Origin of the sequence: Mesomycoplasma ovipneumoniae (assembly GCF_033343935.1) — a bacterium.
GTDB classification, from domain to species: domain Bacteria; phylum Bacillota_I; class Bacilli_A; order Mycoplasmatales; family Metamycoplasmataceae; genus Mesomycoplasma; species Mesomycoplasma ovipneumoniae_G.
The window spans coordinates 39,974-64,248 of the sequence record NZ_JAWPGQ010000003.1 but is presented as its reverse complement, the minus strand read 5'-3'; the positions used below and the strand labels follow the sequence as shown (position 1 = coordinate 64,248).

The 24,275-nt window shown below is 28.5% G+C and carries 21 protein-coding genes; 5 read left to right on the top strand and 16 right to left on the bottom strand.

All coding sequences use genetic code 4. From position 1 onward, the window contains the following. Positions 1-62: 62 nt before the first annotated feature. The gene (locus R7X45_RS01125; protein WP_318055605.1) at positions 63-1,256 is read left to right on the top strand and encodes a DNA cytosine methyltransferase; all 1,194 of its coding nucleotides are present in this window, start codon (positions 63-65) and stop codon (positions 1,254-1,256) included. A 17-nt stretch (positions 1,257-1,273) separates the two neighbouring features. Further along, a complete protein-coding gene (locus tag R7X45_RS01120) occupies positions 1,274-4,297 on the top strand; it encodes a DUF262 domain-containing protein (protein ID WP_318055604.1) in 3,024 nt (1,007 codons plus the stop codon). A 182-nt stretch (positions 4,298-4,479) separates the two neighbouring features. On the opposite strand, the gene R7X45_RS01115 is transcribed toward R7X45_RS01120, so the two are convergent. The 7 genes from R7X45_RS01115 to R7X45_RS01085 all read right to left on the bottom strand — a co-directional run bounded on the left by R7X45_RS01115 (position 4,480) and on the right by R7X45_RS01085 (position 13,064). Then, on the bottom strand, positions 4,480-5,853 hold the full coding sequence (locus R7X45_RS01115) for a leucyl aminopeptidase family protein (protein ID WP_318055603.1): 1,374 nt from the start codon (positions 5,851-5,853) through the stop codon (positions 4,480-4,482). Between the two features lie 171 nt (positions 5,854-6,024). Further along, complete coding sequence (gene trmB, locus R7X45_RS01110; RefSeq protein WP_318055602.1) at positions 6,025-6,630, bottom strand: tRNA (guanosine(46)-N7)-methyltransferase TrmB; 606 nt, start codon at positions 6,628-6,630, stop codon at positions 6,025-6,027. 32 nt (positions 6,631-6,662) lie between these two features. Then, positions 6,663-7,547 carry a hypothetical protein gene (locus R7X45_RS01105; protein ID WP_318055601.1) on the bottom strand — a complete coding sequence of 295 codons (885 nt, stop codon included), beginning with the start codon at positions 7,545-7,547 and terminating at the stop codon, positions 6,663-6,665. Positions 7,548-7,686: 139 nt separating this feature from the next. Beyond that, positions 7,687-8,631 carry an aromatic motif membrane protein gene (locus R7X45_RS01100; RefSeq protein WP_318055600.1) on the bottom strand — a complete coding sequence of 315 codons (945 nt, stop codon included), beginning with the start codon at positions 8,629-8,631 and terminating at the stop codon, positions 7,687-7,689. Next, positions 8,618-10,693 (bottom strand): aromatic motif membrane protein, encoded by a 2,076-nt coding sequence (locus tag R7X45_RS01095; protein WP_318055599.1) that lies wholly within the window; start codon positions 10,691-10,693, stop codon positions 8,618-8,620. Before R7X45_RS01095 ends, R7X45_RS01100 begins: the two co-directional genes overlap by 14 nt. After that, entirely contained in the window at positions 10,693-11,409 is a 717-nt protein-coding gene (locus R7X45_RS01090; RefSeq protein ID WP_318055598.1) for an ABC transporter ATP-binding protein, read from the bottom strand. Before R7X45_RS01090 ends, R7X45_RS01095 begins: the two co-directional genes overlap by 1 nt. Continuing rightward, positions 11,409-13,064 carry an ABC transporter permease gene (locus tag R7X45_RS01085; protein WP_318055597.1) on the bottom strand — a complete coding sequence of 552 codons (1,656 nt, stop codon included), beginning with the start codon at positions 13,062-13,064 and terminating at the stop codon, positions 11,409-11,411. Before R7X45_RS01085 ends, R7X45_RS01090 begins: the two co-directional genes overlap by 1 nt. Before the next feature lie 264 nt (positions 13,065-13,328). Here R7X45_RS01085 and R7X45_RS01080 point away from each other — a divergent pair, with 264 nt between their 5' ends. Both R7X45_RS01080 and ptsP read left to right on the top strand, forming a co-directional pair. After that, positions 13,329-14,243 (top strand): hypothetical protein, encoded by a 915-nt coding sequence (locus tag R7X45_RS01080; protein ID WP_318055596.1) that lies wholly within the window; start codon positions 13,329-13,331, stop codon positions 14,241-14,243. A 71-nt stretch (positions 14,244-14,314) separates the two neighbouring features. Next, positions 14,315-16,051 carry a phosphoenolpyruvate--protein phosphotransferase gene (gene ptsP / locus R7X45_RS01075; RefSeq protein WP_318055595.1) on the top strand — a complete coding sequence of 579 codons (1,737 nt, stop codon included), beginning with the start codon at positions 14,315-14,317 and terminating at the stop codon, positions 16,049-16,051. Positions 16,052-16,148: 97 nt separating this feature from the next. Here the strand turns inward: ptsP and R7X45_RS01070 are convergent, their stop codons facing one another. After that, the gene (locus R7X45_RS01070; RefSeq protein ID WP_069099187.1) at positions 16,149-16,616 is read right to left on the bottom strand and encodes a hypothetical protein; all 468 of its coding nucleotides are present in this window, start codon (positions 16,614-16,616) and stop codon (positions 16,149-16,151) included. Positions 16,617-16,709: 93 nt separating this feature from the next. On the opposite strand from R7X45_RS01070, the gene R7X45_RS01065 reads away from it, so the two are divergent. After that, positions 16,710-17,054 carry a hypothetical protein gene (locus R7X45_RS01065; protein ID WP_318055594.1) on the top strand — a complete coding sequence of 115 codons (345 nt, stop codon included), beginning with the start codon at positions 16,710-16,712 and terminating at the stop codon, positions 17,052-17,054. 619 nt (positions 17,055-17,673) lie between these two features. On the opposite strand, the gene R7X45_RS01060 is transcribed toward R7X45_RS01065, so the two are convergent. From R7X45_RS01060 to R7X45_RS01025, 8 genes are read right to left on the bottom strand one after another with little or no spacing between them, the layout of a single operon-like run. Then, complete coding sequence (locus R7X45_RS01060; protein WP_318055593.1) at positions 17,674-19,617, bottom strand: transketolase; 1,944 nt, start codon at positions 19,615-19,617, stop codon at positions 17,674-17,676. Continuing rightward, complete coding sequence (locus R7X45_RS01055) at positions 19,592-21,112, bottom strand: PTS ascorbate transporter subunit IIC (RefSeq protein ID WP_318055592.1); 1,521 nt, start codon at positions 21,110-21,112, stop codon at positions 19,592-19,594. Before R7X45_RS01055 ends, R7X45_RS01060 begins: the two co-directional genes overlap by 26 nt. A gap of 16 nt (positions 21,113-21,128) precedes the next feature. Further along, the gene (locus R7X45_RS01050; protein ID WP_303438301.1) at positions 21,129-21,404 is read right to left on the bottom strand and encodes a PTS sugar transporter subunit IIB; all 276 of its coding nucleotides are present in this window, start codon (positions 21,402-21,404) and stop codon (positions 21,129-21,131) included. Then, a complete protein-coding gene (locus R7X45_RS01045) occupies positions 21,394-21,849 on the bottom strand; it encodes a PTS sugar transporter subunit IIA (protein WP_318055591.1) in 456 nt (151 codons plus the stop codon). Before R7X45_RS01045 ends, R7X45_RS01050 begins: the two co-directional genes overlap by 11 nt. After that, positions 21,836-22,150: a hypothetical protein gene (locus tag R7X45_RS01040; RefSeq protein WP_044285932.1), complete on the bottom strand. Its 315-nt coding sequence runs from the start codon at positions 22,148-22,150 to the stop codon at positions 21,836-21,838. The genes R7X45_RS01045 and R7X45_RS01040 overlap by 14 nt, the downstream gene beginning before the upstream one ends. Then, positions 22,151-22,819 carry a hypothetical protein gene (locus R7X45_RS01035; RefSeq protein ID WP_318055590.1) on the bottom strand — a complete coding sequence of 223 codons (669 nt, stop codon included), beginning with the start codon at positions 22,817-22,819 and terminating at the stop codon, positions 22,151-22,153. Further along, complete coding sequence (locus R7X45_RS01030) at positions 22,812-23,435, bottom strand: hypothetical protein (protein ID WP_318055589.1); 624 nt, start codon at positions 23,433-23,435, stop codon at positions 22,812-22,814. Before R7X45_RS01030 ends, R7X45_RS01035 begins: the two co-directional genes overlap by 8 nt. After that, positions 23,422-24,087 (bottom strand): ribulose phosphate epimerase, encoded by a 666-nt coding sequence (locus tag R7X45_RS01025; protein WP_334308808.1) that lies wholly within the window; start codon positions 24,085-24,087, stop codon positions 23,422-23,424. Before R7X45_RS01025 ends, R7X45_RS01030 begins: the two co-directional genes overlap by 14 nt. Positions 24,088-24,275 lie beyond the last annotated feature (188 nt).

Sequence of the window (24,275 nt, the reverse complement as noted above, 5' to 3'; positions counted from 1 at the left end):
AACTATATATATATATATATATATAGTTAACATTAATAAAGCCCGAACAAAAAGGATTTCTAATGTCTAAGATTAAGGTATTAGAAACCTTTTCTGGAATTGGGGCGCAAGCAAAAGCTATTGCTAATTTTCAAAAAGGTAAGAAAAAATTTTTTGAAATTGTTGCCACAGTTGATTGAGATGCTCGATCAATTATTACATATGCTCAAATCCATCTCAATGTTTTTCCTGATGTTGATAAAATTTTAAAAAAAAATCAACTTACTTCACCAGAAAAAATAAATTTTTTTTTAAAAAATTTTGAATTGTCACTAGATTCAAAAAGACCTTCACAAATAACAAGAAAAGATTTAACTTTTAAAAAAATTCTTGTGGCTTCAATTATAAAAAGTAATAATTTAGGTTCAATTACAAATTTAAATGTCGATGAAATTAATCGCTTAGCGCCTGATTTTGTTACTTATTCTTTTCCATGTCAAGGTCTTTCGATTGCTAATATGGGCCGTGCTAATGGTATTTTTGATAAAAATTCAACAAGTTCTCTTATTTGAAATGTTTATTCACTAATTAAGGGAATGAAGACTAAGCCAAAGTATCTTTTAATGGAAAATGTACCTAATTTAATATCAAAAAAATTTATTAGTCAATATGAAAAGTGAAAAGAAACTTTGGAAAACGAAGGTTATAAAACTTTTACTGCAACTTTAAATGGACTCAATTTTGGCTCAATTCAAAAAAGAAATCGAGTTTTTGCTGTTAGTTTTCTAAAAGAAATAAAAACACCTTTTGAAACCGACTTAGAATTTAAGAAATATATCTTAAATTTAGGTCAAGATATTTCTGACAATTTGGATAAAAGGAAACAAATTTTTCAATCAATTTTTAACTTTGATGCAAAAAATAGCGAAAATGCTAGGTTTTTAATTAATGCGACTCCATCACGAATTAGGATGGTCGAAAAAGTTGAAAAAATTAATGAGTCAAAAAATTTTATTATTAGAACCTTGACAACCAAGCAAGACAGAAATCCAAACACCGGGATTATTAAATTTGAAAATAATTTAGAAAAAAAACTAAACTATCGTTTTATCTCAAATCGTGAAGCTTTTAGATTAATGGGTTTTGAAAATAGTGACTTTGAAAGGCTCGGTCTTTTAATTTCAAAAAATATATTAACAAAAGAATCATTATATCGCCAAGCCAGGAAATTCTATTATAGTAACAATTTTAGAAGCGCTAATAAATTTAATTTATAAGATCGACAAGGAGAATTATGGCGAAGAAAAAAGCTAATCAAAATGGAAATATTGCAAAAAATAATAACTTAAAGCCATGAAAAATTGGTACTGCTATATTTATATATATCCAACCTTTTATAGAAGATTTACCCCAAATAATTAACAAAAAGTATTTAGATTATAAAGTGGAAGATAATAAGAAAATAGTTCCTTGCTCACAATTTGCACACAAAAAAATTACTACTAAAGATTGAGAACGAGAAAAATACATATCATGGTCAACATTTCGTCAACGTGTTGAAATACTTGAAGTTCTTCAAATTGTATCTAAAAATGAAAAAAATGATCCTCCTGTTATTAGACTTAAGATTAACAAGGATTTAGCCCATTTTTATAAACAGAATCGTGATCAGTGGGATGGAAATTCAACTTTTAGGCATAATCATATTAAAAATATCACTTTAGATTTATTTGAAAAATTTATATCTTCATTCAAAAAAGCAAACAAGGCAATTGATAAAAAATTAAATTTAATTTGTTTTAATTTACTTTTATCTTTTGATGGTTTGTATCTTAATAGCAAATATAAAGAAATTTTAGTAAAAAATAGTGGTAAAAATGATGATGTTATAAAAGGTGCTATTGAAAGTTTCGGTAGCTTTTGAAAACCAATAATGGAAGATATAAAAAATGATCAAGAAAGAAACAACCTCATAAGCAAAATAGAAAATTATCTACAAAAAACAATAGAAATTTTAGAAAATGGTGAAATTAATAATTCCCAAAATTTAGTAGCTAGCAATAAAATAAAAAATAATGAGTCTAAATTCATTAACACAGAAGATTTAGTAATAAATGATGAAAAACTAAATAAAAATAATAGCGAAGTCCTTGATATGAAAGATGAATTTGAAGTTGTTGATGTGAAAGATGAAGATGAAGATGATGAACCAACAAAAAGTAAAACTTCTATAAATAAAAGTTGGATTAATAAAATAATGAAGGCTAAAATAAAAGAAGATTACAAAAAAAATGATAATAATATTAATTTAGTCAGAGAAAAAAGCAAAAATGTGTCTTCAGAAACAATAACAGTACAAGAATATTTACAAAAATTTCATGAATACAAAATCTATTTACCTTTTTTTCAAAGAAATTATACTTGAGATACTGGCCTAATAGCGAATTTTTTTGACCTAATTTTCAAAGAGTTTGATACTAAAGAAGATTTTTTGTTTTTAAACACGATTATTTTTGCAGAAAAAAAAGTAAGCGAAGGGTTTTGAATTGTTGATGGGCAGCAAAGAACTGTTTCTATTATCTTAATTTTGATTAGTATACTAAAGATGGCAAGCCATCCTGACGAAAATATATTTTTAGAAATGCCGAGCATTTATCAAACAATAAGCAAAATATTAGAAAACTTTTCTAAAAACAATAGCCAATATACCCCTTTGCTAAATTTTTTTAAAAATAATGAAAAAATGGACAACACTATTTTTTCCAGAAATATACAAAAAATTTTAGAAAAATTATGAGAAATTAAAACTAATAAAAACTTAGTAGACTGAATAAATGATTTTACAAATTTTATTCTGAAGAAGATTTTATTAACATTAATTAGAATTTCGGAAATTAAAGATGAGCAATTTGCAAAACTTTTTATTAGTATAAATGTTCAATCAAAACCAATTGATGTGGTTGATTTAATTGCCTCTAGGGTAAATGAAGAATCCCAACAAGAACAAATTCCATATGTCAAACTGATACAACAATATTTTGGTGGAGAAAAAGAAAATAAAAAGAAACTAGGGGCATTTTTACAAAATCAACAATATTTTATTGAGGATGAATTCAATACCCAAAATACAGAGAATAATTTATTTTCCTTATACCAACAACTTGATAATTTATTAAATAAATGAACAAACAACAAGGCATTAACTAAAGAAACGCTAGAAGAATTTGTTAAAAAGATATTAGTTTTTGAATATGCATATGTCGGACATATAAATGTTTTATCAAGTAAGAAAGATATAACTGACAACGACGGCATAAAAGTTTTAATCCAAAAATTTAAAGAAATAATTCATAGAAATGAACTAGCGTTTATAAATTTACAAATCAATACGATTTCAAAAAAAGGTGCTAACAATCCGTATTCATTAATAATACAAAGTGCAATAAAGGAATTTGAGATTTTTGACGGTAACCTAGACTTGACCGAGAAAAAAGAAAATTTAGAGTTATTTAGTTCTGTTTTATTTCAAATTGAAAAGTCTAAAATTATTTATTACAGTAATTTTCGTGGCCAATCATTAAGAAAAGGAATCTATACGATGTTGTTGCAACAAAAAAATAATCCAGGTTTTTTAAAAAACGACAAAGAACTTTATCACAAATTAGTAGAATCGCTAACAAACGAAAGTGATAAAGTTAACATTAACGATTTTAGAAACTACATAGAAAATGATGGCAATAATGATAGAAATTTTAAAAAAAATGTTATTTTGAGAGTACGAATTAGCCTTAGAAATAATGGAGAAATTCATCCAAAATATAAAAAACATTTTGAGACTGAATTTACAAGTCAATTAACGAATTTATACAATAACACAGACGATCCTATTTCAGTTGATCACTTTTTTCCACAAAAACCTAGCAAGGATTATAATATAGGATTTTTGATAAATAACGACAAAAGTTACGAAGAAAAGTATAATAAAATAGTACAAAAAATCGGAAACTTAATACTTCTTCATAAAGATACTAATTCAAGAAAGCAAAATAAAAATTCTGAACCAATCTGCCAAAATATACAAGATGTTTTGATTCAAGGAGTTACTGATATAAAAGGAAATTATATATTAGAAAGTCTTTGTCCAAAAGATAACACTAAAGGTCTTTATTATAAAATTGACCCCGCTGATAAAGATTACAAAAATCTTGAAAAATATAAAGAGGATTTTAAAAAAATTGAAAAACTAATTGATAAAAGAACTGAGCAAATATTCGAGATTTATTTTGAAATTTTCTTTGGCAAAAAGAAAAAAAACTAAATAAATTAAAGTGTTTTTTAGAGTTCTAAAATTCTATTTTGGCCTTGGTTTGCAGTTTATTAGCAAGAATATTTTAAATTCAAACTATTTTTAACAAGTTAAAACTAATTAAAAATAGTTAAAAAAAATATAAAAAAAATAGCGAGTGCTATATTTTTTATAATAAAACTAATTTAGAATTTTTATTTTGTTAAAATGTACTCAACAAGTGTTTTAACCATTACACCAGTTGGAAGATTGCGAACAAAGGCAGTTGCGGCAATATCTAAATGAAGAAATGGTTTGTCTTCGACAAATTCAGCAATAAACATTGCAGCTGATGATGAGCCAGCCTTACCGGAAAAATCAGTGTTTTTTAGATCTGCGACTTTGGAATCACGAATATTTTGGGCAAAATCTAGATGAAGTGGCATTCTTCAAATCAATTCGCCAGCTTCTTTCGATGCTTCATTGAAACTTTTTCAGATTTTGTCATCATTAGCAAATGCGCCAGTAAAAGTTTCACCAAGAGCAACGCGAATTGCACCTGTTAGAGTTGCCACTGAAATAATTTCGGTTGCATTTTCTTCACGAATTGCATATGTTATTGCATCCGCTAAAATCAGGCGACCTTCGGCATCAGTGTTGTTAATTTCAACAGTTTTACCATTTTTTGATTTTCAAACAGAATCGGGTGTATTTGCATCACCATTTAGGCGGTTGTCTGTTAGTGGTAAGACAGCAACAACATTAGCTAGCGGATTAAATTGTGAAAGGGCATCAATAGCAGCAGCACAAATTATTGCACCTGACATGTCGTATTTCATGTCATTCATATATGTACCAGTTTTTATATTATATCCACCAGAGTCAAAAGTTATCCCTTTTCCAACAAAAGCAGTTTTATATTGACTTCCTGGTAGCCCATCATAAGAAATAACAACAAGTTTAGCATCATAAGTTGAGCCACGATTTACAGCTAAAAGTAAATTCATCCCTAATTTACGGATTTCTGACTCGCCAAGAACTTTGACAGTTAATTTAGGGTTTTGGGAAATTTTTTTCTGGATTTCAGCGGCTAAAAACTCTGAAGAGGCAATGTTTGGCGGGATATTTTGGTAATAGCGAGCATAATTTACAGCATTATTGATTATTTGGTATTTATTAATTATTGGTTTTAATTCTTCTAAATAACTTGAGACAACTAAAATATCACGGTATTTTGTTCGCTGTTTATCATATTCTGCTCTTAGGGAAAAAATATCAGAACGAACAAAGGCAACAACTTCAATTAAATAACGAAGGAAGCTATTTGGAAATTTATCAAAATCAATTTGGATATCTCGTGGGTAATTAGCTAGTTTTTGTGCAATTTTGCGAAATCTTGAAGGTGTAAATTCTTTTGTGCGCGAACCTAAATTAATATATGCTTTATTTTGGCCAAGATATTCAGTGATTGCAAGGTCTTCTTTTAATAGCATTGGGATTTGCGAGTCAAAATAGACAGGTTCGATTGTTATCCTATTTGATTCAAATTTATTGGAGTATTTGACAAAAATTTCTGAGAATTTTTTCATTTTAAATATGTGAGCCTTACTAAATTAATTATATATAGCTTAAAAGTTTGGTTATAGAAATTATAGCCTAAAAACTATATTTTTTTGAAAAATAAATATAAAAAAAGTTATCTTAAATTAATGCACTAATTTGATAAAAAGCAGTCTAAAAAATATTAGAAAAATACTGTTCTAATTAAAAGTGGCTTCTAAATACTGGATTTTATAACCAAGTCCAACTCATTTTTCTTCATAGGAAGTCATAACATTTTGACTAACTCGTGAAGAATTTAGTAAATCATTAGTTTGGTAGATTATTTTTCAACCATTTTGTTCTAAGGATTCAATTGAGTACTCGAAAAATTTTTGGTTATCTGTTTTTAATTTTAGAAGACCATTTTTTGTTAGTATTTCTTTATAAATATCAAGAAAAAGTTTGTAAGTAAGTCTACGCTTATAGTGTTTTTTCTTTGGCCAAGGATCAGGAAAAGTAAGCCATAGCTGACTTACTTTTCCGTTCAACATTGACAATAAATTTTTTGCATCACATATAATGATGAAAAAATTTTTTAAATTATAAGTATCAACATATTTTAAAGATTTAACAGCAGCAGAGGGAAATTTTTCAACACCTAAAAACTTTTTAGAAGGATTTTCAAAAGCAAGTTTTGTAATCATTTGCCCTTTACCCATTCCTACTTCTATTATTCAAGAATCATCAACAAATATTGGATTTTCAACTAGTAAATTATGTTTTTGAATTCTTTCAAGTGCATCGGGAATATTTCTTAATCGCATATTAAAATAGATAACTATTTTTAATTATTTTTTTATGAATGACAATTGATATCATGTTGTCCACGAATTTCAAAGTGCTCATCAACAATTCCGCTCTCAATTTCTTCAATGGTAAATGTAGTGTGATGAATGTGTTTTAAATTGTGTAAGTCAACAGGAATTTCCATTTCGTGAACAATGTTTAATTGACTTGCTTGAACTTGTTCAACATTAATAATTTCAATTTGTCTTGCAATATCAAGATTTTCTTCTAAATTAACAACAGGTTCTGGTTGTATTTCCATTTGTTGTTCAACATAAACTGGTTCTTCAACCGGTGCTTCGTAGTAAGTTGGCTCAAAAACAGGTTCTTCATAAACTGGCTCTGGCTCAACATAAATTTCAGGCTCAGGCTCTACAAAAACAGGTTCTTCTGGTTCTACATATTCTTCAGTTGTTTGAACTTGTAGATCTAATGGTTCTTCAAAAACAGGTTCTGCTTCCATTGGTGCAACACTTACTGGTTCAGGTTGTTCAACAGGAGGATTGTCAAATTCGTTTTCTAATTCAGGGTTATCTTCAACTTCTGTTCCTCAGTGAACAATTTTAACGCTTTTTCCATCTCGAAGATCAGCGGTGAAAATCATAATTAAAGTGATTATGTTTCAAATTACAGAAAGACCAAGAATTACTCCACCTGTGATTGTCAAAATTTGGACATCTCTTGCAATTTCGTCTTGGGCTGTTGATCCTAAATACATCATTTGGGAAATGAAAATCATTAAAAGACCAACGAGAGTAAAGGTAAATCTAATAATTGCTAGACTTATTCTACCCAAATACCAAAAACCAAATCCAAACAAACCAAGAAAGAGCTCATTGTAAAATGCGTCACTTTGCAATAAGCCATCTTTCCTTTTTTTGTCTAAATATGCCATTTTTACTCCTTTTTTTTAAAAAATTAGGTATTTTATATTTCTTGAAAGAATCTAAAAATTAATTTTATCTATCGATTTAAAATTATACATGAAAATAAAAAAAACCAATAAAAAAATAAAATTTTTTTAATAAACTATCTTACTTTTTTTGAAAGTCAACTAGAGTATAATATAAAACATTTCCGCCAAGATTTTCTTCAAAAATTAGCTTTTCAACAAGAGGAACGCTAACACCTGCAACGCCGCTTCGGTAGTTTGTAGTAATTCTTGCATATTCTTGTAGTGGGAATTTTTCAGTTTTTTGGCCGATAAATTTAGGGTAAATTTGAAGTCACGGACTTAAAGTTGCTTCTAAATTAAGCATTTTTTGGTTTTTAAGCTCTTTTTTAATAGTTATATTAAAAATAAAATTATCTTGATTTAAAAGGAAAACTTGATAATTTTTAGTTTCAATATTTGTCTCTGGATCAATTTCGCTCGGCGATTTTACAATCGCAATGTCAATAAATTTATTTGAACTGGGTTGATAAAAACTGTTTTTTAAGGCTTCATTTCTGAGACCGATATTTAGTTCATCATTTTGTTGCTGAAATTGGTCAATTTTTGCCAGCCCACGAACAAAAACAGCAGAATTTAAATTTTTTAAAAGCCAAAGTCAATTGTTTTCAAACAATTCATTAACACTAAATTTAGCTTTTTCAAACAAAACAGGATTTGAATTGCCTCTTCCACCAAAACCACCGATTATTGAATCACTTGGTGAGTTGTTTATTGTGTTATAAAAGCTTAAATTAAAGGCTAAATCGTTCAAATAGTTGTCAGAATCAATCGTTGAAATTCGGTTTATTAGTTGCTCTTTTGAGTCAGCATTTTCATAAATTTTATCTAAAAGTTGATTGATAATACTGTTTTCTAAAAAAGGCTCAGCTTTTTCTTCCTGAAGTACATCATTTTTTGCAAATTTTTCGTATTTAGCTTGATAGTTAGTTGGCTGATTTGATGGCTGAGCACAACTAGCTAAAAAACCAGCTGATAAAAATGTCAATAAGTTAACAGAAAATAGTAATTTTTTATTTTTTTTCATCTTTTTCCTTAAAAAACATTTGCGCAGGCAAATTATAACGGAATTTTTTTACAAAATCATTTTCAAAATCATGATAAGCTTCCTGAGAGGCATGATAAAGTGCTTGGTGGAAAATTTCGGTAAGAACTTTGGCCGAAATTTTATTTTTTGTTTTAGGAAAATGATATACAAAAGGATTTAGACTTACCTTTGGCTCTGAGCCTGAATTATCAACTCTTAAATTTATTAGTGTGTTTTGCTTTAATATATAAAGATCTTTATAATTACTTACAAATCTTGATGTGTCACCTTCAGAAATTGACTCAAGATATTTATTTGCATAATAAAAAGGCTCTGTAAGATCTTCTTGGTCTTTAACAAGTTGTTTAAATTCATCACTATGAGCAACTTTTATACTACCATCTTCGTTAAATTGATCAGGAAATGAGTATCATTTATAAAAATCAAGTCTAAGTTTGTCAAGTCTTTCAAGAATAAAAAGTCAGTTTGTATCAACAAAGTTTTTATATTCTTCAATTGCGGCTTCAAAATCTGGACCATCAGTATTATTTAATTTTTCTTGAATTTTTTTTCATTCAGACTCTAATTTTTCAATGTTTTCTTTTGCATAGTAGCTATTAAAAAATTGGACTTTTTTGTTTTCATTATTTGGTCAAATAGTTTGAAAAATAAACTCAAAAACACGGCGATTATTGAATTCTTCAGCTGTTTCATTTTTTATTTTAATGTCCAATTTTTCATCAATAAATTTAGAATAATTGTCCATAAAAGTTGAGTTTTTCTTTGGTGATTCTTCAGGTTTTGGGCTAATATCACTACCTTTTTCCAAATCTATTGAATATAAACTGTATTTGTGAAATTTATAAGGGGAATTAAATGTAGAAATATCAGTAGTAATATTTGAGAAAAAATTAGAGCTAGTTAGATCATTTTTTTCATTAAATAGCTGATTTTTTACAGTGTTGTCAAGATTTCCAAGATCATTTTTATACTTTTCTTCAAGTTCGGCAAGCTCTAAATTAAGATCGGAAATTTCTTGACTTGATTTATTTTGATCAGAATTAGTATCTAGGTCTTGGAAATTTGTGACACTAACATTTCGTCGCGTTCTAAATGTTCCACGATTTCGATTGTTTTGTATGTTTTGTAGAAAAGCTTTTTGCGAAGGTGTACATAAATCTAAACGTTCAAGACTACAAAAATTCCCTCCTCCATCTTCGTCATCTTCATCTTCAGAATCAAGTGATTGACCGCTTGAGCGTTTAAATCTGGCAATTTTGTCTTCTAATTCGGCCTTTTTTCCTCTAAAATCATCGGTTAGATTTTCGCGCGCGGTTTCGAGTTTATCTTTAAAATACTTTTGTTCTTCAGATTTTACTCAATTTTCAATGGCATTTGCAAAAGAAAAATTATCAGCAATTTGATCTTCAAGCACAAACATATTAAAGTCAAGTTTTGTTTTTAATTCATTATTAGTTTCAAAAACAGTAAATCTAATAAATTTATTTTTGTCAAAAATCAAATAATAAACGCTATTCTTATCAAATTGATCAGCTTCTCTATCAATTTTAATAAAATCGAAATTCTTATTTGAAATTTTGATTTTGGTATCTTTTAGCAAATTTATTTTTTCTTCATTAGCATTTTTAACAAATCGACCGGTATAAGGGTTGAAAATAAAAGATAATTTGTCAATATTTTCAAGTAAAAATAGTCAATTTTTTGATAAATATGAATGAATTGTAAATCGCGAATTTTCGCGTGTTTCGGTGTATTGATCTTTGAAAAATCTAAAATATGGTCTTGAAAAAATAAGAGAATATTTTAATTCGCTAGTTAATTTTGGTAAATTTAGATTAATTTGGTTTGAAATATAGTCATCTTTTTGAAGCTCGTTATTAGAAAAAACTGAATTAACAAATTCCTGAAATTTAAGATTTGTAAGCAATGATTTATTCTCAGGCTTTGGTTGAGATTCATAAAAATTATAAATTCCGCTGCAAGAAATAAACAAAAAAGAGGTTGGCAATGTAGCTAAAAATAGTAATTTTTTCTTTAACATTATTTAGTAGTCCCCGTATTTAGTATATATTTTTGGTACATTTTTTGCAAATTTTCAGTTTTTTGACCACAGTAGTAAATTTTCCCCTTGTTTATTAGTGTTAAACTATCAATTAAAGAATCAATTTCTTGCAAATTATGACTTGAAAGGAAAATTGTTTTTCCCTGTTTGTGTAAAATTCTAATAATTGCTAAAAATTCACTTCGCGCTGAAGGATCTAAGTTTGAAAAAGGCTCGTCAAATATTATTAGTTCTGGATCATGAATTAAAGACTGAACAAGCATAATTTTTCTTTTTTGGCCCGAAGAAAAATTAAATGGCTTTAATTTTGCTAAATCTTCAATTTTTAAAAGTTTTAAATAATAATCAATTTTTTGCTTTACTAACTTAGAGTTCATTTTTGACATTAGTCCAAATTCATACAAAAATTCGTATGAATTTAGCTCAGGCGGAAAAATTGAATTTTCGGGAACATAGCCAATAAATTTTTTTGCCTCTGGCAATTTATTTGAAAAATTATTAATAAGAATTGTTCCTGTAAAATTCTGGTATGCATCGACAATACACTTAATAACAGTTGTTTTTCCCGCTCCGTTTTCGCCAATAAAGGCATGAATTGTGTTTTTTTTAACCTTAAAAGTGACATTTTTTGCACCTTTTTCGGATTTAGGGTAGATTTTTGTTAAATTTTTAACATCCAAAACTCAATTTGACATTATTTATAATCCTTTCTAGTATAAATTCGAAAGATGAAATAAACTAAAACTATTGAAATAAATGCTCAAATTATCGGGTAAAAATTTTTAATTACAACGTGATGATTAGATTTTATTTCCATAATTTGTAAAACTGGTTGGAATAAATAATTGTTGCTTTTTGCTAAATTAAACCTTTTTATCACTCTATTATCAACTAGTCTTTGTTCGGCACTAAATGATGAAAATCCACCGATTTGATAATTTTGTTGGTCAATTTTGACAAAAAATGGCGCTGGATCAAAAGTATTTTTGTCATTTTTTAATAAATTATCAAGAACAAAACTATTTTGTTTATTAAAATAAAGTCAATAAATCAATGAGGTAGCCAAATATATTTTTTTCTGAACTTGGTTTTCAATTTGTGTTATGTCAGGATTTTTTGCAAGAACAACGCTTTGTTCATCAACTAAATCTAAAAGTTCTTTGTCAGTTGAAATTGCCGCAGAAATTTTTTCAAGAATATCTTTTTGGGTATTTTCTTCTGTAAAGCCTTCAAAAAATGTGCGTGCGTATTTGCTAAAAACCTCAGATGAAACAACTTGTTTTATTAAATTTCACTTTAATTTACCAACAAGATCAGATGTAAGTCCAAAAGTTTGGGCGTCCTGAGGAAGCATTTTATCAAAATTGGAAGCATCTTCGTTAGCATAAATTATTTCTCGATTTTCAAGATCTTCAAAATGTGAATCATTTTTAAGAGCCCCAGGAACTAAAATTACTTCTTGGTTATTTGAAAGTTTGTATCTTTGAAGACTTGGAACTGTTGAGAGAAGGTAATTTTTTTCTTTGGATTCTAAATTGTTTGCATAAATGTAATTTTTAAGAAAACTGTCCTGATTTCCGGCAGCATTTTCGATTGCATCACGGTCTTTTGGTTCAAAAATATTAATTAATTGATAAGGAATTAATAAATAAGAAGCCACTTGCCAGATTTGGGCTGCAGCTGAAGAATCATTTCATGCTTGTTGAATGTAATTTATTTGTCGATCGGTAAAATTAGGGTTATCAACTTGTTTTGGAATTATAAAAAAACGGTCTTGTTTGTCGTTTAAGTAAAATTTTTCGACATCAGCAATTGTTTTTGAATCATAACCATTGTGTTCTAAATTAAGAATTTCGGCAAATCTATTAATACTTGAGGTTGAGTTAAAAGCTGTTGTTGAGCCAATTAAAATAAAAGGCGCAAATGAAAAAATAGCGATAGCAAGCGATGATTTTGAACTAAATTTGTGACTAACAATTACAGTAATTCCGCCAAAAATAGTAAATGAAAAAAATGGCGATAAAAAACCAAATAATAAAGGTGTATTAACTTGGTCAAAAAATGAATAATTAATTAAATAAAATCCTATTAATAAAAAGTCAATAAAAACTGACCAAATAAGTCCAAAAAATGTTAAAAACAAGATTTTTGTCGCAATAAAATATTGACGAGAATATGGTTTTGTGAAAGTTATTATATCAAGACTTTGAGTTGCTAAATCTTTAAAAATAGATAAAAACATGTAGGATGATATAATTATTGTTAATGAAAGATTTATAAAAAGTGTAATAAATGAAAAAAGACTAAAATTTGTCTCTGTAGCGTAAAATTTTGTAATTAAGGACAACATTACTGTCGTTAAAAAAGAAAGAATAATAAAAACATATACTGCTTTCTTTTTAAAACTTAATTTAAATAAAAATTTAAAATATTGATTTGATCTAAAAATGTTTGTTCTGACTTGTAGCAAAACGAACCTCTTCTACTTTTCTACTAATTTATAGTATAATAAAATAGTGAAAATTTAAAATTAGAGTCTAAGCTCGACTGTGTTAAATACTAAGTAATTATACCACAAACTGTTAAAAAATATTTTTTTACAAAAGGATAAAATATGATTATAGGACTTATCGGAGTTACAAATACTAGCATAAATTTAATTTATAACTTGATTTTGGCAAAAACAGATGTTGATTTTTTACTAATTGACGAAAATTTTATAAAAACAACTCAAATTATTAAGGAATTAAATCTAATAATAAAACAGGGCGGATACAAAAATAAAGTATTTATGGAAAATTATGACTCTTTAGAAAAAGCCAATATTTTGATAATTGATCCAGCCCAAAATTTAGTTCCTGGAATGAGTCTAGTTGATCTTGCGCTTGAAAATTCGGAGAAAATTTATAAAATTGGTTATTTAGTTCGACATTCTAATTTTAACGGAATTGCTTTTGTCTTAGGTTATAACAATTCAATTTTATGTAAAATTTTTAGTTTTGCTAGCGGACTTATTGGCAAAAAAGTATTTGGAATTGGTCCTAATTTAGAAAACATGCATGCAAATTTATTTGTTAATGATTTAAATTTAAACATTGCAAAAGATAATGAATTTTTAGTATTAGGCGACCATGGTCATTCATTTTTGCTTGACTCAAACATTGAAAAAAATGAGACTACCATTGATAAAATCAGCAAAATTGATGATTATGTGGCCCAAACAAACAATGAAATACTTGAAAATTTAATCAGAAAGACGCCACACAGCAGAGTTTTAGGACTAATTTTGTCCAAAATTTTACTTGATATTTTAAATCAAGGACAAAATTTCCACCTTTTAAATTGTTGAGTTGAGTCTTTTTATAATATTAGGGATGATTTTTTTTCTTTGCCTGTAAAAATTGATATTTTTGGGCAAGTTAAAACAAAGGATATCAAATTAACTCAAGCAGATCGTGAAAAATTAGTTAAATTTATTTGGGAAAAAAATAAACTTTTAGACCTAACAAATAAATTTTTGAGTCAATAAGATTTATTTATTTGTATTTTATGCAAAATATTTTATAATTTAATTAATTTTTTTAAAATCGGAGGTCTATAATGTCAAAATTTCGCTCATATAAATTTAAAGGAATTGGTGCTTCTAGCGGTATATCGATAGCAAAAGTTTTTAAACTTACTGAACAAAAAATTGAAATTAGCGATGCAAAAATAACAGATATTGATGCTGAAATCAAAATTTTTCAAGACGGAGTACGAAAATCTGTCGAACAAATTGAAAAAATTAAAAAATTAGCAACTAAACTTAATCAAGATGAACTTGAAATTCTTGATGCTCATATTTTAATTGCAACTGATCCGGTTTTGGAAGATGATACAATAAATATGATAAAAAGTGGATATTCAGCTGCATATTCCTTAAAAGAAACAGCCAAAAATCATACTAATTTTTTACTTGAAACTGGTGATGAATATTTAATGGGCAGAGCGGTTGATATTAAAGATGCTTCACAAAGAATAATAAAAAACATCCTAAATTTGGAAATAATTGATCTTAGCGCGATTGATGAAGATGTAATTATTGTTGCTGATGATTTAAAACCTTCTGATACTGCTCAATTAAATGAATATGTCAAAGGTTTTGCCACAAATATTGGTTCAAAAACATCTCACTCAGCAATAATGGCCCGAAGTCTGGAAATTCCGGCAATTTTAGGTATTGGTGATATCCTTGAAAAAGCTGAAGCTGGTGATATTTTAGCAATTAACGGTGATCTTGGACAAGGAATTCTTAACCCAAGTGAAAGTGAAATTAAAGAATTTGAAATTTTAAAACAAGAATACGAAAATGAAAAAGCAAAACTTCAAGACTATTTAAATAAAGAATCAAAAAGTGCTGACGGAAAAAAAGTTGTAATTGCTGCAAATATTGGTTCAATTGATGATTCATATGCTGCCAAAAAAGTAAATGCTGATGAAATTGGTCTTTTCCGCTCTGAATTTTTATATATGGATAACCAAAATTGGCCAACTGAAGATGAGCAGTTTTTTAGTTATAAAGCCGTACTTGAAACTCAAAATCCTAAAAAAGTTGTTGTCAGAACGCTTGATATCGGTGGTGATAAAACCTTAAAATACTTTGATTTTGCAAAAGAAATGAATCCTTTTTTAGGATATCGTGCAATTCGATTGTCACTTGACAAAACCGATATTTTTAAAACTCAACTTCGCGCATTAGTTCGGGCATCTGAATTTGGAAATTTAGCAATTATGTTTCCAATGGTTGCAACTCTTGATGAATTTTTTGCCGCAAAAGCAATTTTTGAGCAAGTTTATCAAGAAGTTAGTCAAGAAAATCCAAAAGTTGCAAAACGTGAAGATATAAAAATTGGTATTATGATTGAAATTCCAATTTCAGCAATTCATGCTGATCAATTCGCAAAATATGTTGACTTTTTCTCAATTGGAACTAACGATTTAATCCAATATTCCTTTGCCGCTGATAGAATGAATGAAAAAGTTGCCTATTTATACCAAACTTTAAACCCTGGACTTTTAAAATTAATCAAAATGGCAATTGATGCAGCTCATAAACACGGAAAATGAATTGGAATGTGCGGTGAAATGGCCGGTGATATCAATGCTGTTCCACTTTTATTAGGTCTTGGTCTTGATGAATTTTCAGTTTCAACAAGTAGTGTTTTAAAAGTAAAGAAACTAATTTCCGACCTAAATTACGAACAAATGGTAAAAATTGCAAATGAAGCCTTGCAATTTGATACCGAAGGTGAAGTAGTAAAATATCTTGAATCTTTAAATTTAATAAGACATAAATAATTTCCAATATTATTCAATTAAAATAAAAAGGTGAAATTTCACCTTTTTATTTTAATTTTAAAAAAATTTTTTGCCTTATCTTATGTACTACAAAAAATTAATCAAGAGAATCTTCAATAATTTCTTTTTCTGAGTTTGAAATAAATGATCTAAGCATAATAAGATAAATTATATTAATGAAAGGAATAAAAATTGCAACAATAGAAAGTACGAAAATTCGCTTAAACTTTGAAATAAAGTGAGCGTTTTTTAGGTTCATTCGTGCTGGTAGATCTTTTAATTTAAAAGGGGAAATAATTAATAAAATTCAGAAAGCAAATGATAATATAACCCAAAAAATAAGCATTACAGCTGTAGCCGAGACTGATCCTAAAAGTGTTGAAACTGCTTTTTCAATATTTTTTTGGTCGGTGCTGGCCTGACCTACAGCACCAAAAAATCCAGCAATAAATACAATAAGTGTTATAAGACCTAAAGCAAATTTAACTATACGAATAATTAATAATATTTTTGCTCATGATTTAGTTGATCTTAATAATTGAGCGGCATCATTTTGATAAGCCATCTATATCCTCCTGGAAAAATTGTATATTTTATATGAAATTTTATACTAAAAAATTTATTTTGCACTATAATCATACAAGAAATTATTCTAATTATGAAAAATAATGTACAAATAAATAATTATATAAATTATATTATAAAATGAATTGCCAAGACTAAAAAAACAAATAAAAAAGGCGTGATTTTTGGTATTTCTGGTGAAGTTGACTCTGCACTTGCTGCGTTTTTAGGAAAAAAAGCTTTCCCTAATTCGCATTTAGGTCTTATTATGCCTATTCGCGATATTAGCGGCGACAAAACTGATATTGACCAATTAGTCAAAAAATTTGAAATTTCCACTAAGGAAATTAACTTAAGTTCAACTTTACAAAACTTAAAAGACTTGTTTAGTCTTAAAAACCAACTGGCAAAAATCATAAAAAATACAACTACTATTTAAACTCAATGTAAATAGAAAACTCGTTTTTACTTACATTGAGCCTAAAAAAATATATGAAGTTTTGAAAGAACAATAACTAAAAGCCCTAAATTTGTAGATTTCTAAACGGTTAAATTTAAGGCATTCCATCATATTTAAAAATATAATGGATAATTTGCACTGGCTGATTTTTTTATGGCAAAAACATAACTAATTCCCCCTTAATTCAATACAAAATTTATTAATTTATTCTTAAGTGAATTTTATTATAACATAATTTTATTTTAGACCAAGCATTTTTTTTTTTTTTTATAAAGGGTTAATTTTAAACTAATAAAAATTAAGACTTTGCCTCAAAAAAGACGGATTTACGGGTATTTTTGAATATTTTTATTCACTAAAATGTGAATTTTTGCCATCAAACCGGCAAACTCAGGAGAAATTTTTGTGCTTATAGTTTCAATTTATAACCTAATAAAATATAAGCAAAACAAGACTATTTTAGTTTAAATTTTGTATTTTTTTTGCTTGGATTAGTTAGAATAAAATTCAGACAGGCTAACTAACCTGTCTGAATTTCTAATATTTATTTAACTTTAGAGGGTTTTATGAAACAAGTTTTTTTATATTGATTTTAAATTTACCTATTTTCTAAAAATTTTAAAACTTTTTCAAATAAATAATCAACATTAAAACCTTTTAATTCATAAACAATGTCTCCTGGTGCTGACTCGCCAAAGCCACTAGCAAAATGTCCAGAAAATTTTTGGACAGTAGCTAATTTAAATCATAAAGGATCATTTGAAGCTTCAAGGGCAAAAATAGGCAACTTTTCTAATTCTAATTTTTTAATCAGTAGTGGATTTTCAACTAAATTTTGTAAAATTGGAACTGAAATCAAATTAGCAAAAATTTGATTTTGTGCTAATTTATCAATTAGTTTTTTGGCCAGCTGAACCTCTGAGCCAGAGGCGAGTATATTTATTTTAGCTGATTCAGTTTTGTAAATATAGTAAGCTGAGTCAATTTTTCCAAGATTTTTGTTGTAAGATTCTAAGGGTTGTCTTGTTGAGATAATTGCAGTTGGTTGTTTTTTTGAATTTAGGGCGTAGTTAAAGGCAAAAATTGTTTCAAATTCATCACAAGGGCGAATTACTAAAAAATTTGGAATTGATCTTAGCATTGCCAGTTGCTCAACAGGCTGATGGGTCGGTCCATCGCCGCCGACTTGATATGAGTCATGCGAAAAAATGTAAATTGGCGACAGATTCATTAAGCCCGCAAGACGCAAAGCGGCTTTTGCATAGTCACTAAAAACTAAAAAAGTCGAGCAAATTGTATAAAAATTAGCATAAAGTGAAATTCCGTTGTTAATTGCAGCCATTGCAAACTCACGAATTCCGTAGTTAATTAGTTTTTGGCCGCTAAATTTAGTTTTAGTTGCAACCCCTAGGTCAGCAGACCCACCTAAAATAAGTAAGTCACTTTTGTCAATTTTTTGGATAATTTGCTCAACATAATCCCGAATTGCTAAGTTATTTTTAGCAAAAGTCAGTCCTTCTAGATTAAAAAGTTCTTTGTTTTTAAGGAAGTTTTCAAATCGTTGGCCAAGAAGTGGATATTTTTGTTTGTAAACAGTAAAATTTTTTTCTCACTCAAGATATTTTTTATTTTTTGGCTCTAATAAATCAGCCCCAATTTCATAGGCTTTTTGGTCGTAGTCAAAAGGCTCTAGATTTTCCAGTCCCAAATTAGCCTTAAATTCATAGGTTTTTTTAGCATCAATTGAGCCATGGTGTCCTTTTGTTGAATTGGCAAATTCTGTTCCAAAGGCAATAATAGTTGGAACTTGAATATAAACAGGCCTGTCAGATTTTCTTGCTTTTTCAAGGGCAAAATTGATATTTTCAACTTGATTATCTTTTAAAATAATTGCATCAAAGCCAATTGATTTAAAAAAATTAGCAAAATCAAGATTATTAACTTGACTAGATTTTGTATCAATTTGAATGTTATTAAAATCGTGGATAAGTATTAATTTTGACAGTTTATTTGTTCCGGCAAAACTGAGTGCTTCTAAGGCAACACCTTCTTGAAAATCGCCGTCGCCACATAAGACATAAGTAAAATGGTCAATAATTTTTAAGTCAGGTTGATTAAATTTTTGGGCCAGTCTTGTTTCGGCTAGTGCCATCCCGACAGCCATTGCGACTCCTTGGCCGAGCGGTCCAGTTGAGGCATCAATATATTCTAATTTGTCAACCTCGGGGTGAGAAGGTGTTTTAGAGTGAAGTTGTTTGTGATTTTTAATATCTTCAAGCGAAATTAAGCCCATTAAATGATAAAGTGAGTAAAGTCCCATTGAACCATGTCCAGCTGATAAAACAAAGCGATCGCGATTAATTCACTTTGGATTTAGCGGACTAAAATTTAAATTTTGACCAACTAGGCTATAAAAAATTTCACTTGCACCAAGAGCCATTCCAATGTGACCACCGCCAGCATTATTAATTGCATCAAGGGCGACTGCCCGCATTGTTGCTAAAAAAAGCTTTAAATTAGGCAGTTTTTGCTCGTTTTCCATGGTATTTTTTGATAACTCCGTCGATGATAAAAATCAAATAAACTAAAATGCTAAAGCCTAGAATTACATATTTTCCAACTTTAGGAATTAGTCCAAGAATTCCGGGAATATAGCCAATAAAATAGTCTGTATCGCCTCAGTTTAGACTAATTAAGGATTGTTTTGTGGCTCCGCCAGCGGTAATTAAATCACCAAGTGAGTTAGTCTCGAGCGGTGTTCAATTTCCAAGGGCAAAAAATACCGGAATAAATGTAATAATCAGTCCGCCAACAAAAGGCCCGATAATAGCGCCTCAGATTCCACCTTTTACGTTGCCAAAAACACCAGAAGTTGCCCCTAAAAAGAAATGTGGAACTAGTCCTGGAAGAATTACAGCCGGAATTAGAGCTCCATAGCCAAGTCCTAGCGTAATAAAAAGTCCGATTATTCCTGCTAAAAAAGAGGAAATAAAGCCAATAATAATTGCATTTGGTGCGTAGGGAAAAACTACCGGACAGTCAACAGCGACTTTGGCATTTTTAATCAATTTGTCCGAAAAACCTTTAAACATCGGCACTAATTCGCCAACAAATAATCTAACTCCGGCAAGAATAATTTCAACTCCGGCAGTAAAAGTAAAAGCCGAAATTATCATAGTTACAACTCAGTTTTTTGAAGATAAAATTTCAATTACATTAGCATCGGCAGCTGGATCAAACCTTCCTAATTCATAAAGAATTCCTGCTGGTAAAAAGGCAAAAATGTAAAAAAGAAAAACAGTAAGAGAAATTGAAACTAAGGTGTTTCGAAAAAAATAAAGTGACTGGGGAAATTTAATTTCTTCTGTTGAAAGCAGAGTTTTTTTGGAAATTTTGGCAATTGACTCGCCAATTAGACCTGAAAGAGCATAGCCAAATCCGCCGGTGTGGCCGAGGGCAATTTCATTTGTTCCGGTAATTTGGCGCATATATCTTTGTTGAGCAGCAGGCGAGATTACCATATAAAGGGCTAAAATACTTGCTCCGGCAATTAGTGCCATTGCAAAATCTCCTGAACTATTTTGGAAATCAAAGCCAGAAGTGTACATAATAGCCGCCAGCATTAAAGAAGAATAATAAAGAACATGACCAGAAAGATAGACATATTTTAGTCTTGAAAAAGTTGCAAGAATAATATTTAAAAGCATGGCAATAACCATAATTAGCGATCCTAAAGTTGCAATACTTGGCAAACTCTGGGCGAGGGCGCCTGCAAAAGCATCATTATTTGGAATAACACCGCTTAGATTATAAACTCGTTGGAAAAGTGGTTGGAATGAATTGAGCGAGCTAACTAAAACACCAGCACCGCCACCTAAAATAATAAAGCCAACACTAACTTTAAAAGAACTAACAATAATTTGTGAGACTTTTTTGCGCATTGCAACAGCGCCAATTAGTGTAAAAAGTCCAACAAGCAGTGCTGGTGTGCCGACAAAGTCTTTTAGAAAACCTAAAAGTCAAAGACCGAAATTCATCAGTTATCCTTTCATATTAGTTTAGTTTTAAGGCTATTTTTAATTTAGTCTCAAGTTCTTCTTTTGATAAAATGTTAGTTAAAATTACCATTTTTTCTTTGTCAAAATCAAGACTTGGGGCAACATCAGCACCAATAACTACTAAATCAACCCCGCGAGAATTAAAACTGGAAATATTAGTGTGTTCAACTGAGTCATAATTGACATTTAATTTATCAAGGACAAATTTTACATTCATCTCTAATAACAAAGACGAACCTAATCCTGAGCCACAAACGCATTTAATGTTCATTTTTTATACCTCGGTATTTATTTATAATTTGATAAAATTCTTTAATTGTTCTAGAAGCATAAATTTCTTTTTTGAAATCGGGATTACCAAAAAAGAGGCCAAATTCTTGAATTAAGCCAATATGATCATCAGAATTTGGTGCAGACAAAGTAATAATAATTTTTGCTTTTTTATCTTTTTGGTTATTAAAAGTGATCATTTGATCTAAGACTAAAATTGAAGTTCCAACTTCTAGACAATAATCGCCAACTGGCGCATGCAAAAGTGCGACACCTTCTTCAAGTACATAATAGGCACCGTATTTTGCTGTTTGTTCCATGATTGCTTTTTCAAGATCGTAAGTTGCTTTTTTATTTTCAACTAAGATCCTTACGCCCTCATGAACTGCTTGTTTTCAGTTTGTTATTTTGCAAAATTTAGTCATTTTTTCATTAAAAAGTTCCATTTTTTCCTCCTGTATTAATAAAAGCGAGCGTCATAAACAATGTAAGCGCAAGTAAAAGAACGCCAATAAAGGCAAAAAAGACGATTCACCCTGCTTTTGTTGATGTTTTTGTTTGAATTTCTTTTGGTTTTGGCATTGATTTGATGTAGAAAAATTTATTTGGATTGTTCTTTAAAATAATTGCTTCATTTTTGGACTTTTGCAGTAATTTTTCCAGTTCAATTTCACTTTTGTTTTCAAGCTCCTTCATTTCAAAGTCATATAGCTCAACAAGTTGCTTTTTTAGTTCTTTTTTTCTCATTTATTTCCCCAATGCATTAAATTTGTTAATAAAATTCTGTAATAAAAACGGATAAAACAAAAAATACTTCTTCAAAAATGCTAGTTTTTTATATTTAAAATATGAATTGGCCACTTTAAATTCCTCCTTTTCTAATTTTGTCAGTAAAATTTGCTTTGATTCTTTATATGATTGTGAATAAATTTTTCGATTTAGAAAAAAATCCAAAAATACCACAAAAACAGTTAAAATCAAAAAACACAAACTGACTATTAAATAGCTTAAAAATGCAAATAAAAAACTCAAATGAAAAGTCATAAGAAAACTGGAAAAAAGCAAAATATCAATTTGCAGTGATTTTTTGCTCTTTAGGAGATAAAAATTATAGAAATAAAGCAAATTAACTGTGCCATAAATGTTATTTTCTAAGTAAAAATTAGGAATTTTGATTATTTTTTGAGTAATTCAAATAGGCTTTAAGAAAAAATCTTTAATTAGTAAAATTATGAATTTTTGCTGATATTTATTAATAAAGTCTTGTTTTATGGTTTCAAGATCAAGTTTAATTGGAATTTTTAGCTTAGAATATTTAATTTTTAAATTAACTCTGTAGATGAAAAAAATAAAAAATTGAACAAGCAAAAAAATAATTCAAGCAGCTAAAATGTACCAAGACAGATTTTTAAGCATTATTCTCCTTGTTAAACTTGTTAATTGAGCTAAAATAATCAATTATTTTTTTGGGAACATAAATTTTTTGACTGTTTTGTCTTAGTTTTTTTATAATCTCGCCTTGGCTTCAAATTTCAAATCTAGTTTTGTTGTCAATTTGATTAAAATCAATCCGATCATCAACTAAAATGACAATTTTTGAATTAGAAAATTTCTTATCAAGAAATTTAAAAAGTGACTCAAATTGGCTTTTGGAAAAATAATTTTGCTTTAAAATCTTACCTTTTTTCAAAAAACTAATATTTTCATCAATTATTATTTTGTCAATGCCAACTTGATAACTGATAATATTAGAAACGAAAAAAAGGTTTGATTCATTGACAATAAGACCAGGTAAAACTGAATAATTTAGTTTTGAAAAACGATTTTTTAAGAGCAAATTTGTCATAACTTTTACATCTGCAGAGGCATTTATAATTTCAAGAGCATCAATTGTGAATTTTTCTACCGAAATTAGTTTTTGTTGAGATAGTTTGTCCGGGGTTTTTTCAAATAATCTTTTGAAAATGAAAAAAATCAAAATAAGAAACAACAACCCAACCGTTGAATACAAAACAATATTAATTAAGGGCATTTTTTTGATTTCCTCAAAGTCTAGAGAATTCAGAAAAATTTGCATATGCAAAAATTATGCTACCGCCAATTGCGACATCAACTTTTCATTTTTCAAGCTCAGCTCAATTTTCCTTGCGCAATCCACCGTCAGTGTAAATTTTAATTTTTTTATTTATTGAGCGAATTTGCCCTATTTTTGAAAGAAGTTGCAAATTTAGAGGCTCGCCAACTCCGCCAATTTTATCTATTGTCATTAATAAAATGACGTTTGAACAAGAAATTATTTCGCTAAAGTCTTCAATTTTTTGTTCTGCTTGAATCATTAAGCCAAAATTTATGTTATAAAAAGTCTTATTTAATCTTTCAAAATTAGTTTTTGAAACTTGTTCAGCGGGTAAAAAAATTGTTTTAAAACCTATTTGAGCTAATTTTTCTACTTTTTCAAGCGAATTTTTGCACATTAAATGTGCGTCAAATTCAATATTAGGGAATAACTTTATTAAATAATTTGCAATTTGGTAGTTTAGTCCAAAATTTGGGGCATAAATTTGATCAACAAAATCAATATGAGCGTATTTTAGGCCGTTATTCTGCAATTTTGTTAAAATTTTAATTACTTTAAAAATGTTAAGTGCGCTAATGCTTTGTGAGTATTCCACATTAAACCCCATTCACGATTTTTGTAGTTAATTAAATTCTACTTTTTTTTTTTTTTTTGCAAGCATTTTTAAAATTTTTTTCATTTAAAACGTAAAAAATTAAAAAATCGCTTGTTTTCTACAAAAAACAGGAAATAATGTTTAAATTAGCATATTAATTTTTGGCACTTTCAAAAAAGGTATGACAAAATCAAACAATA